Origin of the sequence: Paenibacillus marchantiophytorum (assembly GCF_014640555.1) — a bacterium.
GTDB lineage: Bacteria > Bacillota > Bacilli > Paenibacillales > NBRC-103111 > Paenibacillus_E > Paenibacillus_E marchantiophytorum.
In genome coordinates this window covers 105228-120184 of sequence record NZ_BMHE01000008.1, presented here as the reverse complement: position 1 = coordinate 120184, position 14957 = coordinate 105228, and the positions used below count along the sequence as shown (strand labels likewise).

The window sequence follows — 14957 nt, the reverse complement described above, 5'->3', positions numbered from 1 at the left end:
CATAGTGGATTGCTAAAATATGCAAAGACCTGTAACTTTTATTTCAGGTGTTTGTAATGATCTAACGAATTGAGGCGTTCATATATGGAAGAAAACAATGTCAGGGAAATTAGGGTAACTGATTATCACGATATTTATTTGTTAAATCATGACTTTAACCCGAATCTGCATGTATTATCCAAAGAGAAAATAAAAGAGAAGATTGAAATCATTACAAAGAAAACTAAAGATATCATCTTTGTTTACGAACAAAACAACGAGGTAATAGGATATATTCATGGAAGCCCGTATGAATTACTTTTTTCCGACTCATTAGTAAACGTCCTGGGATTTGTTGTTAAAGAAAGTTATAGAAATCAAGGTATAGGCAGCATGTTAATCGAATGTCTTGAACAGTGGGGAAAGGACAATGGATTTTCTGGGATGAAACTGTTATCCCACCCAAGTCGAATACATGCTCATAGGTTCTACGAACGACGCGGCTATAGATTTACAAAGGACCAAAAAAATTTTATAAGAAAATTCGAGGACTAAACTAACGTAAGAACATTAGTTGAGCGATCCAGGAGCAGCTTGCCGCCGCGGCAGCTGCTCCTTCTGGTATTAAGCTAACGGGGAGTAGAGCGTGGTGGATGATCAACTTTAGAGTCAGATCTCGAGACTCAATTTTTATAGCTGTTTTGTACCAATCAAGACGAAAAACTTAGTGGTAAGATGAATGGGTGATTTCCAAATTGAAAGGAGTGATGTGGTATGAAAAATATTCATGCAGAGGTAGTTGCAATGAAGGATTTTCAATTATAGTCATAGAGGGATGAAATCCTCTGTGAAGTCAATTTTGGGAGGAATTCTCTTTGGGTATTGAATTAAAGCAAGTGTCCATTGAAAACTGGTATGATTGTACCAGGTTAAAAGTTAAGAAAGAACAACTAAATGTTTTTCCTGCACCTGTTGTTTATTGGATTGCAGAATCTAAATATGTTGATGATTTTGAGCTGCGTGCAATTTATTGTGATGATAATTTAATCGGATTTCTTGCTTTTTGTAAGCAGCCAGACGGGGAGGGTAACCACTGGATACCCGCAATAATGATTGATGAAAATAACCAGGGTAAGGGCTACGGAAAGACAGCAATGAAAAAACTAATTGAGCTGATTGAATCAATGGGCTGCAAAAGAATTATGATCGGGCACAGACCTAATAACTTAATTGCTGGAAGAATGTATGAATCCTTGGGGTTTAAAAAGGCAAGCGAAGAGATAATTGATGGTGAAATCATACGTTTACTTCAACTTAATTAAAAAACTGTCGGCGTAATGCCTATAGACACTGTTTACCTACGAACGTGTATTCGTTATAATATATATGGGTATATTTTCCATGTTGGGAGTGGTTAAGTAGTGGCGGAAATAAATCAGACGGACAAAATCAACGTATTGAACAGGTTGGCGAAAATAGCATGATAATCGCATTTATATAGGGTCATAGTTGAGAAATGTACAGATTAATCAGTAGAAAAATGTAGATTTAGTATGCCATACTAAGGAATGCAACCCATTCACAGCATGGTATTCAAACTGCTGGTTATTTCGGTTACTTAACAGAGGAGAGACAACGATGACACCTATTCAAAAAAAACAAGAACACAAAGAAGCTGAGGTTTGGTGGAGTTCTGAGAAAAATCCAAGAGATCGATCTTGGTTTTATCAGTCATTTCCAATCCATCATACACTTGAAGCAAGAGTGAACTTGACTATCACTTCTCCTAGCCCGATTGATATCCCAACGATTACCGTCTTTCCTGAGATCTCGTTTCAAGAAATTGTTGGCATGGGTACTTCGGTAGAAGAAAGCACGGTCTATAATTTGTCGCAGATGTCCGAAGCAAAACAAGATGAGATCTACGCTTGGTTGCTCGATTCCAGCAACGGAGTTGGATTTAATTTTATGCGCATTACACTCGGCACATCGGATTTCACGGCGCAGACTTTTTATTCCTACAATGATCTGGATGAGGGCGAGACGGATTTTCCTCTAGCGGGCTTTTCGATACAAAAGGATATTGATTTGGGGATTGTAAAAACGCTGAAGCGAATGCTGGAAATAGCCCCTGATATGCAGATATTTGCTTCTCCATGGTCTCCGCCTGCATGGATGAAAACCTCTGGAAGCTTGAAGAAAGGGCAGCTGAAGGAAGGCCAGGCGTATACGGACGCTCTCGCTCAATATTATCGTAAAGCGATTCAAGCGTACCAAGAGCAGGGTATTGAACTATATGCCATTACGCTTCAAAATGAGCCTTTACTTGAAATCGATTATCCAAGTTGTTATATGAGTCCCGAGCGTCAAAGGGAATTGGCAATTGCACTCAAAAAAGAGTTGGATGCATACCAGCTTCACACTAAAATTTGGATCTTCGATCATAACTTCAGTGATGGTTGGATGTACGTTTGCCCCATTCTTAATGATGAAAAGGGCTATGAAGTTACGGATGGGATCGCTTTTCATGATTATGATGGAGAACCGACCCTGATGTCGGAAATTAAGGGTGCATATCCGGGTAAGACCATTCATATGACGGAACGTTCGATTTGGGGAGTGTCTGCAGCAGACCGAATTGCGCAATATTTTCGCAATTGGGCTTCTAGTTATAATGCTTGGGTGACCATGCTAGATAGCACAATCGGTAGCCATCAATGGGTTGGGATCCCCGACCCGACTTTAATTGTTCAAGATGCCAACCATCGAGATGAGTACTGGATGACTCCGGAGTTTTTCCTGACCGGGCAATTCTCTAAATTCATCCAACGGGGGGCACGAAGAGTTGAAAGCAATTATGGATCTGCAGCTACTGTAACGAATGTTGCTTTTCTAAACCCTGATAACACCATAGTTGTTGTAGTCATTAACCAGACAGATGAGGATCAGCCCTTCCGAATTGTTGCTGAGAGGGAACAAATTCATGCCGAGCTTCCTCCGAAAACGGTAGCAACGTTCCGCTGGCAACGTTCTTGATTCGTATACAATCTCGATTGAATAAGGACTGTCCCATTCATGGGACAGTCCTATGTTGTTCATGAACGATCGCAAGAATCGTCCAAAAGGAGTCAGAATGAGCATGTGGGCTAAACTTCGTTCCCGTAAATATTTGCAGCGTATTTTATTATCTTTGACAGTCTTTATCGTTGTTGTACTTTGTGTATTTGCCTCAACGATGTATGTGAAAATGAAAAGCACAACACTTCATATTCAAACGGAAGCGAACCGCAAAGTGCTTGCCCAAGTGAAATATAATGTCGAATATATGGATGAAATTTTGAAAAATTTAATGATGTCACTTTATTTTGATAACGAAGTCATTCCTATTCTTTATGGTCAAACGTTTAGTTATGAGAGTATCGCGACGAAATTGGCCAAGCTGGATAAGCTAGCGGACTCCTCTACCTATTTGCATTCCATTATCTTGTATAACAACTATACTCATACTTACTTATCGACAAATCGGAAATTTCAAGATAATTTGCATGGGGAGATTGGGCGGTTCGAGCAGCAAATCCAGCAACTAGAGAACCAGCACAGTCTGCATAAGATGCAATTAATTCCTTTCAAAATATCGAATGATTCGATGACGGCTGTTGATTTCTTCTCCTATGTGATGTACAGGGATGAGGCAATGCCGACGTTGAAACAAAGTGCACTGATCCTCAATGTGAACCCGGAATGGTTATTTAATAATATTAAAGTGATCAATGATTTGGCTTACGACAAGCGCAGTTCCGTTCTGCTTATGGATGGACAGGGAAATTCGTATACGAGTGAGAATCGTTCTGCGAATTTTTTGCCGGCAGATGTTGCTGCGCGGATACAGGCTAGTCAAGCTGATTTTGAATCTTTCACTTATGGCAAAGGCAATAACAAATCGATTGTGACGGTCATGTCACTTGGCATGTATCAATGGAAGGCTGTTAGTATACAATCCTACGATTATACCTTAAGCGAACTGAAGGGTATTCGAAATATGCTGGTGATTTCGACGGTATTGTTCCTTTTATTATCCGCGGTCATTGCATATATCATTTCTAGACGGTTATATAGACCTGTTGAAAGAATGATCATGCAGCTGAAAGGGACACTCCCAGCAGGACCTAAGCTTATGAAAGAAAAGGATGAATGGTCCTATCTCTCTGACGTCTACGCCTCTATGATCGATAAGACCAATACTGCAGAAATTCAACACGCCAGGAATCGACAAATTGTGGAAGGGTTTCATATACGCAATCTCCTCACCAAGAGTAGAAGTCTGACCAAGGATGAATTCCTTCATTTACTGACCGAACATGATCTTGCGATCGATGCGGAAGGCCCCTTTATGATCGGCGTGTGCCAAATCGATGATTTTGAGACTAGAATGATGCAGGCCAGTGCGGATGACCAAAAAATATATCGTTTTGCCCTTGGAAACATAGGGGAGGAATTGCTTTCGCCTTGGTGTAAGCTCATTTGGATTGAGATGGGGGATAATCATTTCGTCTTTCTAGCTTCTCTTCTGGATAAGGATTCCTTCTCGCTCCCTGCTTTCGAAGCGTCATTGAAGGAAATACAGCAGATCATTCAGCGATATTACCAGCTTTCTACAACGATATCGTATGCAGCGCCATTTGATCATTATTTGCAGATTGCGGAGGCGTATAGTGAAGCGCAAGAACTCATCAAGTACCGTATGATATTCGGTCATTCCACACTACTCTCGTCGGAACGCGTAAAGGTAAATGAACGCCATGAGGATCTTTATCAGGCTACGCAGATTGAGAAACAAATCATCGAGCATTTGCGTAGGGGAAATAGCGATGAATTAATGAAGAACTTCCATCAATTCTTTACTTACGCGATATCGCTGACCTATACCCAATTCATGTACTCCATCTTGCATATGACGGTTACGGTCACGAAAACAATCAGTGAGATGAATGAGAATCGCTCGAGACCGATTGCGATCGATCTCAGACAATTCTATAAAAAAGTGCTGGAACAAGAGACCGTCGGCGAGATTGAGGGGTTGTTCCATGCCCTGACGGCACAGCTAACTAATGAAACCAGTCCTGGTGAGAATGATAAGACGGAAATTTTGTGCCATACAATGAAAGAGATTATCGCTGAGAATTGTAATAATCCTGATTTCAGCTTGCAAACCATTGCGCAATTATTGAAAATGTCCTCCGCCTATATTGGTCGCGTATTTAAACAAGGAACAGGAACAGCGGTAACGGAGTATATCAATCAAGTACGACTGAATAATGCCTTAGCGTTACTAGAAGCTAAAGATATCAGCATTACGGAAGTCATGGAGCGTGTAGGTTACCGTTCTCAGAGCTATTTCTTCAAGCTTTTCAAGGCGGAATATGGCACAACACCGAAAGATTACAGATTAAGAAAAGTCATAGGAACAGACAAAATATGAAATGAAAACGCCCTGGATACCTACGGAAGTTGAGATTCAGGGCCTTTTTCGAAATATAAGCCGTTTATTTGGGTAACCGCCTTCGGATGAGGAGGAATGTACGAGAATTTGACTACACAATGGAGTAAAGTGCAATTTGTTGAGTAGAAAACCCCTCGTCATTTCTGACAAGATAAGCTTATGAAATTGCAAGTAAGCAAGTCAACCAGAGGAGGTGAATGCAAATGAAAGATCAGGCCATACGGAAAGGATCGACAGGGAGATGGAAGCGCTTCAAGCAAAATAAAGAGTTGTTTATTCTTAGCTTACCAGCTCTCATTTTCAAACTTATCTTTAATTACTTGCCGCTAATCGGTTTGATCGTCGCATTCAAGAAGTTTCGCTTTGACGGCGGGATATTCGGAAGTCCGTGGAATGGATTCGACAATTTTCGCTTCTTCTTCGTATCGGATAATGCTTGGCGAATTACACGCAACACCGTGCTCTACAATCTTGGTTTTATCGCGATTACAATGGTATGTGCTTTAATTTTGGCTGTACTGTTAAATGAATTGTCCAGTAGAGCTGTTAAAATTTATCAGACTGCGCTGTTCCTTCCCTACTTCCTTTCATGGGTCGTTGTTGGGTATATCGCACTTGCCTTTTTGGAGCAAGACCGAGGGTTACTCGATCATGTCTGGACGTTCTTCGGTCTGGAACCGGTGAATTGGTACCAGGCAGCCAGTCGTTGGCCTTACATTCTGAACGCCGTTAATTTATGGAAAACAGTAGGCTTCTCGACGCTTGTCTATTTTGCAGGCATCATTGGGATCAGCCCTACGTACTATGAAGCGGCTAAGATCGATGGAGCCAACAAGTTTCAGATGGTTCGTACCATTACGCTGCCATTACTGACACCATTGATCATTGTTTTGTTCATTGTGGCTATTGGCGGTATATTCCGTGCAGACTTCGGTTTGTTCTATTTTATACCGAATAACGCCAGCTTCTTATATTCGACAACGGATGTTATCGATACGTATGTATTCCGGGCTTTGCGTACGATCGGGGATGTGGGGATGTCTGCCGCAGTTGGGCTGTATCAATCGGTAGTCGGCTTCATACTTGTCGTTCTGTCTAACTGGATTATCAAGAAAATCAATTCGGACAATGCATTATGGTAAGGAGCGTTACTATGAATTTAAAGAAGAAGGAGTCCATTGCTCACAGCGCCGTGCACGTATTATTTGGACTTGTGTCTCTTGCTATGCTGCTCCCGTTATTGTTAGTGATAGCCGTTTCCTTGTCAGATGAAAATGGTGTAGTGAAATACGGCTATCGATTTATCCCGGATCACTTTAGTCTAAAAGGGTATCAAGTAGTTTTTCAACATCCGGGTGTTCTCCTTAACGCGTATATGGTCACGATTGTGGTTACGATCGGGGGTACATTAGTTAGCTTGCTCTTCACCGCCATGGTTGCGTATACCATGTCTCGTAAAGATTATCAGTATCGCAAAGCAACGACGTTTCTCGTGGTGTTCACGATGCTGTTTAATGGTGGTTTAGTTCCTTTCTACATTCTGATCGTGAAATATCTACATATGAAGGATACCATCTGGGTATTGATTCTTCCCTATCTCATCAATCCCTTTTATGTCATGATTATGAAGGGCTTCCTGGATAGACTGCCGACAGAAATTATTGAATCGGCCAAGATGGATGGAGCAAGTGAGTATCGAACCTTCTTTACGATCGTGCTGCCGCTTTCCACACCAGCATTGGCTACCGTTGGCTTATTTATTTCTTTTGTCTACTGGAACGATTGGTGGTTGGGGCTCTTGTTTGTCGATAAGGAGAAGCTCGTGCCTTTACAGTTATTGTTGTACCGAACAATGAATACTATTGAGTTCTACGCAGCTAATTCGCAATATTTAAGTGGAAATGTCAATATATCGCAATTTCCGAGTTTAACCACCAGGATGGCTTTGGCTGTTCTAGGGGCGGGTCCCATGCTGTTTATATTTCCGTTCTTTCAACGCTACTTTGTGAAAGGTCTTACCGTTGGTTCATTAAAAGAGTAGGCGAATAAACAACAGGAGCAAACGGTTATTGCAGCATGATCACGCTTTCAATAATCGCTTTCCATACAATTAACTAGGAGGTCTGTTCAATGTTAAAGAAAAAAAAGGGAATTCAACTCGGGGTAACCGTGTTGATGGGTACGTCATTGATTTTGTCTGCATGCGGAGGAGACAATGGAAAGTCGGGTAACGCAAGTAATACAGCGACACCAGCAGCGGATAGCAAGGCAACCAGCAGCACCCTTAAACCGGTCAAGCTTACGTGGTATTACCCGCAATGGAGTGTGCAACCGGATACCAAAGCCGTCGAGGATGCGATTAATAAGATTACTACGGCCAAAATCAATGCAGAAATTAAACTAATGCCGACAGACGGCGGCAGCTATGAGCAGAAGCTAAATACAATGGTAGCTGCAAATGAAAATTTTGATATTGCTTGGACGTCATTTTGGATGTTTAACTATGCTCAAAACGCGCGTCGTGGAGCATTCGCTCAAATTGATGATCTGTTGCCGAAAGTGGCTCCCGAATTGAAAAAGAGTATGCCCGATCTCGTTTGGGAAGCGTTAAAGGTAGATGGTAAGACTTATAGTATTCTTAACTATCAAACGATTACGAACAAAGAAGGCTTCCTCATTCAGAAGCGGTTTGCTGATAAATATGGGCTTGATGCAAGTAAAATCAAGAAAATCAAAGATATTGAACCCTTCTTAGAGAAAATTAAGGCAAATGAACCTGATATTATCCCATTTGCGTTGACGCGCCTTGGTAACTTTCAAAGCATGGAAACGACCTACAACAATCTTGAATACATCTCGAATGAGGCTATTGTCGGCATTTATCGCGATGATGCGAAGACCAAAGTCGTTGATGTCATTCAAACACCCGAATACAAGGAATACTTGGATCTCATGAACAGCTGGTATAAAAAAGGATTAATCAATAAAGATGCGCCAACGGTCAAAGCGCTCGATGATCGTAAGAAAGCAGGACAGCTCGCCGTTACTTTCCATAACGTATTGAAGCCAGGAAGAGAAGTAGAAGAGAAAAATGCCTCAGGCGGCCAAGACATCGTGACAATACCTACGTCCAGTCCATTTGTTGGTACAAACACAATCATTCAGTCCATGCAGGCGATAAGCAAGACTTCAGGGAACCCCGAGCGTGCACTTATGTTTCTGAATCTGCTGAATACGAACAAAGAACTGCTAAACTTAGTTTCATACGGTATTGAAGGAAAGCATTATACACGTCTATCCGCAAATACCATTAAGTTAACAGATAACAGCGGATATAATCCAAACCAAACCTGGGTATTTGGCAATGGGTTTCTCGCTGATATGCAACAAGGTCAAAATCAAGAAGTTCGTGATCTGACGCTAAAGGAAAATAGTGAAGCGAAATCTTCCCCAATCCTTGGGTTTACCTTTGATCCAGGGCCTGTTCAAAGTGAAATTGCGAATATTCAAGCTGTGAATGATGAGTATGGTCCAGCGCTTAATACAGGTGCAATAAGCTCAGATCAGAAACTAGCGCAATACATTGAACAACGCAAAAAAGCCGGAATTGACAAAGTAGTTGCGGAAGTTCAGAAGCAGTTGGATGCCTGGAAACAAAAAACAAACAAATAAATAAATTTTGGCTTTGCTGCTTATGCTTTTTGCTAATCACTCTAAGGGGGAAAATCAGTGAAAAAAAACGTAGTAAACCAGATTTTATCAATCACCCTAACTACTGGCGTGCTCGCTTCTTCTTTCTTATTCATCCAGCCTAATCAAGTATCGGCTGCCGGAGAAACGGTTAATGTATGGCGTACGAATGAAGCGCTTTCCGAAAAATTAACGGCACAGAGTAACATCACTTTTTCACCCTACCGAAGTACGGATGAAAACACCATTTACGTGGATGAGAATGTTGCCTTTCAAACTGTGGATGGATTCGGAGCGTCCATCACGGATTCCTCCGCCTACTTAATGAACCAAAAACTGAGCTCAACGGCTCGAAATACATTAATGACGAATTTGTTTAGCCCAACGAGCGGTATCGGTATTAGCTGGCTGCGGCAACCGATAGGTGCATCCGATTTTTCCGCAAGCGGCAATTACAATTTCAAAGACACGGCGACATCCACATTTTCAATTGCACATGATGAAACGAATATCATTCCTCTTTTGCAGCAAGCCGTTAGCTTGAATACCAATCTGAAAATTATGGCTACCCCATGGAGCCCTCCAGGTTGGATGAAAGCAAACAATTCTATGCTTGGAGGAACATCGGCGACACTCAACACGGCTAATTATGGTGATTTAGCTACTTACTTCGTCAATTTTATTGATGCATACAAAGCGAAGGGTGTACCGATCTATGCCGTTTCTCCACAGAATGAACCGAGATGGGCATCTGATACGTATCCGGGGATGTATTTGACTGCACAAGAAGAGGCTAATTTTGTTAAAAACAATCTAGGCCCCGCATTGAGCGGTAAAAATGTTAAAATTTTTGGATTTGATCATAACTGGGATGTTGATTTTGTACCTGCTTACTACAGTGATTCTGCCGCAGCAAGCTTTACACCGGCTACAGCATGGCACTGTTACGGCGGTGAAGCAACGATCATGTCAACGACGCATTATCTCTATCCAACCAAAGATATTTATGAAACAGAATGCACAGGCGGAATATGGACGGACACAACGACGGGTCAGTTCGATGTGGATATGAAAAACTTAACCAAATCCCTTCGCCACTGGTCTAAAAACTTCATTGCTTGGAATATTGCTCTTGATACGAACTATGGGCCTACCAATGGTGGTTGTACCACATGTACAGGACTGGTTGCGATCAATCAAAGCAATGGCAATGTAACGTATGGACCCTCCTATTATTCCATGGGGCATTTAAGTAAATTCGTTGTCCCTGGCGCTGCTCGAATCGCTTCGACCGGATATGCTTCAGGCATTCACAATGTTGCTTTGAAGAATCCGGATGGCAGTAAAATATTAGTTGCGTACAACGAAACGAGTACGAATAATACGTTTAAAGTAAAGTGGGGTGAACAAGCTTTTACATATACCCTTCCAGCCAAATCAGCGGTTACCTTTAAGTGGTCAGGTATACAGTCTACCACGAATACGATTATTGAGAATGACAAACCGTTGAAAGCTTCTGCCTATAATGAGGCTTACTCCATTAAACCAGAAACATCCTCGGATACAGGTGGGGGTTTGGATATTGGCAACGCGACCAATGGAAGCTGGATTATGTACAAAAATGTCGATCTTAGCGGCGTGAGCGGGATTATGGCTCGTGTGGCGAATGGGGAAACGACAAGCACTTCAATCGAGGTTAGGACGGGCAGCGCAACGGGTGCATTGCTGGGTACCATTTCCGTCGGAGCAACGGGCGGATGGCAGACCTGGGCTACCAATAGTGCAATGCTTAGCGGGGCATCCGGTGTTAAAGATGTATACCTTGTTTATAAGGGCAGTGTTAATTTGAACGGGATTCAATTCACATCTACCAATCTTCTATTGAATCCGGGACTCGAGACTGGAAGTTTGACGAATTGGAGTGATTGGCATCCTACAGGTCAGGCAATCGCCCAAAGCGTGGATACGAGTACCCCTAGGTCTGGAACTTATAAACTAACTCATTATGCTTCCACGGCTTATCAACAAACAGCGTATCAAGCTGTTTCCGTGCCTAATGGTACCTATCGCGCAACCGTATGGGTACGTTCAGGCGGTGGCCAAAGTGCAGTGCGATTAGAAGTAAGCAATTATGGGGGAGCGACCCTCTATAGTGACATTGGAGCAGCCTCTATTCCTAATACTTGGACGCAGCTTGTCATTGATAATATTACGGTGACAACGGGGACAGTCACAGTCGGTGCTTTCTCCAACGCTCTTGCAGGAAATTGGGCAGCATTTGATGATTTCAATGTAGTGAAAAAGTGATTGCAGCCGAACTTATCATGGTTCATTGGTAAAAAGCAGAAGGTGCTATGGTTTGAAAACCATAGCGCCTTTTGCTTTTCCTTGTTAAAAATGAGGGTACTGTGTTATTTTGGTTAGAAGGTCAACCTATGGTAAAGCAGTGAATAATACAATTTTCTAGATTCAGAAAATATTTTTTTGGGGAGCGTGTGTTTGTATACTTTTCAATATGAGCAGAAATATTAAATTATTTCTTTATGATTACCTGACTTTAAAAAAGAGGATTATTATAATCTTCTTATTTAGCTCGTTGATTCCGTTTATTAGCATAGGTCTGATTTCTTACTATACGATCTACTCCATTCTTACAAATAAAATTCAAAGCGGCATTCAAAGTAATTTAAAGCAAGTTGAGCTCTCGTTAGAGGGCACCATCAGCAATTTGAACCATGTATCCCAACAGCTTGCATTTGAAGGTAGTGTAGGCAAGAAATTAGATCAATTGTTATCGAGTACAGATAGTCAACCATACGAACGAGTCAAAATGAAAAGCAATCTGAAGGATGAATTAAGCCTCATTACTTTCACGAATCCTAGTATCGGATTGACCCTCTATTATTTCCAAAATGATCATTCCTATGATCTTGAAAATTCGGGAGTCAAGAATAGCTTCTCTCCGGAAAAATTGCCATTGCTTGCCCAATACTCTGGAATTTCCTATTATGGTCCACATGTAAGCAACAATTCATTTGATAATCAATATGTGCTGTCTGCTTTAAGAAAAGTAGAACTGCCTAATCGGGATGATGTTTATGTTTACATTGAAACAGGGTTCCATTTGACACAGAGCATCCTTAATAATGATCAAACCGGAGTTAAGAACTCTCATATATTCCTTGACAATGATGGTAGAATTGCCTACAGCGAATTACCCAATACTTATGCAATGGATACGACATTCCCTGGCATTGAAAATGGAAAATCTTCTGGCGCACAAAATGGGTTTTACTGGTTTAGACAGGAAAGTAATCAAGGTTGGAGCATTGTCTCCGTGATTCCGAAAGCAGATTATAATAAAGAGATGAATCGATGGTTCGTTCAAATCCTACTATTTTCGTTAGTTTTTTTGGGAATGAGTCTGTTCCTGGCTTGGCTATTATGGAAAATGGTGTATCGACCATTGAGCGGCTTCAATAAAGAAATTAAGCTGATGGCGCAAAATCGAATCGAATCTGGTATAGCAAAGACAAGAATACCAGAGTTTGATTATCTCTTGGATCAATTTCGACAAATGAAAGAACAAATTTGGGAGTTGTTCGCGGAAGTTGAGCAGAAAGAGAAGCGCAGAGTTGATCTTGAAGTCGAGAAATTGCTTTATCAAATCAATCCTCATTTTTTGATGAATACGTTGGATACGGTGCATTGGCTTGCTGTCATGAACGGGCAGAACGAAATCGATCGTCTTGTAACGTCTTTAAATAAACTGTTGCATTATAATTTAGGCAAGCTAGGACAAGCTTCAACAATACAAGAGGAAATCGAGGCATTGAGGCAATACCTTATTTTGCAGCAAATTCGTTATGATTTTCAATTTGATGTGCAGATTCATGTGGATGAAGAGGTATTGAAAATGCCGATTCCGCGGTTCATCCTTCAACCGCTCGTGGAGAACTCGCTTTATCATGGCTTAAGCGATGATGGCTTCATCCGAGTTGAGGTGAAATTAACACAAACGATTAATATTTCGATTCACGATAACGGATCGGGGATGTCAGAAGAAATCATACAAAATTTATTAAATAACTCAGAAGTTGAAAATAGGAAGGTTGGTATGGGCATCGGGATGAACTATGTGAAGCGTATGATTGATTCGCAATATGGTGAGCGGGCCAAGTTGGAAATTAATAGTGTCGTAGGGAAAGGGACGAGCATTTTGTTAAGTCTGCCCCTCTCGGAGGTGGAACCTAATCATGATTAAAGTAATGGTTGTTGATGATGATAAATTAGTTCGAAAGGGCCTTATATCGGCAATGCCATGGCAGAATTTCGATATGGAGGTTGTCGGGGAAGCAAGCAATGGCGAAAAGGCATTGGAATTTTTAGAATCTAATGCTGTTGATTTACTGCTTACTGACCTTGCAATGCCTGTTATGTCAGGCATTGAATTAATAAAGAGGGTCCGTCAAGAGTTCACTCATATTTATATTGTTGTATTGACCCTCCATCAGGATTTTGAATACATCCAAGAGGCGCTTAGATTAGGTGCGATTGATTACATTGCTAAGGTTCAGCTTGAAAAGGAGCGCTTTGAGGAAGTGCTTGAAAGAATCTACAACCGGATTGCTCAAGAACAAAAACGAGCTACAAATCTAAATGAGGTTTATACAAGTGATCGAGGCTATGCATTGCTCTCATTAAATAAGGATGTTGGAGATTATTGGATAGATGAGTGGTGCGAACACGCGAATCAATTGATGATTGAAGTGGACAGTAACCTTTGGCTTTGGACACAACCAGTGGAGCAGTCTAGCGAATTATGGTTAGAAAGCCTTACACAGGAGGTGAACACTAAATCGGGGTGGGCGCTGATAAATCTGATTGGTCTCTACGGCAGGCCCCATAAAGATGTACATCGTTGGTTAAGAGAATATAGAGAGAAGGATTTCTTTTACGATTATGATTTAGATTCCAGCATGGGGCCGATTTTGTTGCAAGAATGGGGCTGTCTCAGGCAAGTACAGTCTGAAAAAAGTATAAATGATCTGAAAGAGCAATGGTCGTCTTACGAATGGATTTATCAGGACAGCTTATTTAAGCATCATATCGATGCTTTAAAGATGATGCGGTTACCTCAGGCGAAGCTTTTCGGGTTGCTGTATACGTTAATCGATAAATGGAATCTATTATTTTATCCTGTAAGCTTAGTAAAAATTCAACTGCTGGATTCATTTGATTTTTGGTATCAAGTCGATGAATGGCTTATAAACACACGGAATATGATCCGTAACGCTATGGACAAACCTACCTTTTCGCAAGAGGTTATGGAGAGTATTGTTAAAGCTGTGTATATAGCTCAGGAAGAGATGAATCAACAGATTACAGCGGTAAACATTGCTAAAAGAGTCAATATGAGTCGAAGCTACTTCAGTCAATGCTTTAAAGAAATTGTTGGTATGAATTTTGGTGACTATTTACGGCAGGTTCGTATCGAAAAAGCAAAGATGTTTCTGCTCTATACCAACAAAACAATACTTTGGATTGCAGAAAACGTTGGGTATATGGATGAAAAGTATTTTAGCCGCACCTTTCGTGAGCAAACGGACATGCTTCCGAGCAAATATCGGCAAACACTGGGTACAGGTAGAGATATGTCCGATAAATAGGGGGGTAAAAGTTGATAGTTAAAAAAAGAGTCGCAAAGTCATGCTAATTGTCGGTCATTTGGCTCTCTAAACATGCAACGTTCGCCTATCCTAGCTAGATGCCTTTGTGTGATACCCTT

The 14957-nt window shown here is 41.3% G+C and carries 10 protein-coding genes; all 10 read left to right on the top strand.

Features of this window, described 5'->3' with window-relative positions; all coding sequences use genetic code 11:
- Positions 1-84: 84 nt before the first annotated feature.
- The 10 genes from IEY34_RS10610 to IEY34_RS10565 all read left to right on the top strand — a co-directional run bounded on the left by IEY34_RS10610 (position 85) and on the right by IEY34_RS10565 (position 14838).
- Positions 85-534: a GNAT family N-acetyltransferase gene (locus IEY34_RS10610; protein WP_189011164.1), complete on the top strand. Its 450-nt coding sequence runs from the start codon at positions 85-87 to the stop codon at positions 532-534.
- 320 nt (positions 535-854) lie between these two features.
- On the top strand, positions 855-1301 hold the full coding sequence (locus IEY34_RS10605) for a GNAT family N-acetyltransferase (protein ID WP_189011162.1): 447 nt from the start codon (positions 855-857) through the stop codon (positions 1299-1301).
- A 316-nt stretch (positions 1302-1617) separates the two neighbouring features.
- Positions 1618-3015, top strand: coding sequence for a glycoside hydrolase family 30 protein (locus IEY34_RS10600; protein ID WP_189011160.1), 1398 nt, complete (start codon positions 1618-1620; stop codon positions 3013-3015).
- A 97-nt stretch (positions 3016-3112) separates the two neighbouring features.
- The gene (locus tag IEY34_RS10595; RefSeq protein ID WP_189011158.1) at positions 3113-5458 is read left to right on the top strand and encodes an AraC family transcriptional regulator; all 2346 of its coding nucleotides are present in this window, start codon (positions 3113-3115) and stop codon (positions 5456-5458) included.
- Positions 5459-5682: 224 nt separating this feature from the next.
- A complete protein-coding gene (locus tag IEY34_RS10590; RefSeq protein WP_229757569.1) occupies positions 5683-6621 on the top strand; it encodes an ABC transporter permease in 939 nt (312 codons plus the stop codon).
- Between the two features lie 11 nt (positions 6622-6632).
- Positions 6633-7520 (top strand): carbohydrate ABC transporter permease, encoded by an 888-nt coding sequence (locus tag IEY34_RS10585; RefSeq protein ID WP_189011154.1) that lies wholly within the window; start codon positions 6633-6635, stop codon positions 7518-7520.
- Between the two features lie 89 nt (positions 7521-7609).
- Positions 7610-9151 (top strand): ABC transporter substrate-binding protein, encoded by a 1542-nt coding sequence (locus IEY34_RS10580; RefSeq protein ID WP_189011152.1) that lies wholly within the window; start codon positions 7610-7612, stop codon positions 9149-9151.
- Between the two features lie 57 nt (positions 9152-9208).
- A complete protein-coding gene (locus IEY34_RS10575; RefSeq protein WP_189011150.1) occupies positions 9209-11476 on the top strand; it encodes a carbohydrate-binding protein in 2268 nt (755 codons plus the stop codon).
- 208 nt (positions 11477-11684) lie between these two features.
- On the top strand, positions 11685-13433 hold the full coding sequence (locus tag IEY34_RS10570; protein ID WP_229757568.1) for a sensor histidine kinase: 1749 nt from the start codon (positions 11685-11687) through the stop codon (positions 13431-13433).
- Positions 13426-14838 (top strand): response regulator transcription factor, encoded by a 1413-nt coding sequence (locus tag IEY34_RS10565; protein ID WP_189011148.1) that lies wholly within the window; start codon positions 13426-13428, stop codon positions 14836-14838. The genes IEY34_RS10570 and IEY34_RS10565 overlap by 8 nt, the downstream gene beginning before the upstream one ends.
- Positions 14839-14957: the final 119 nt, after the last annotated feature.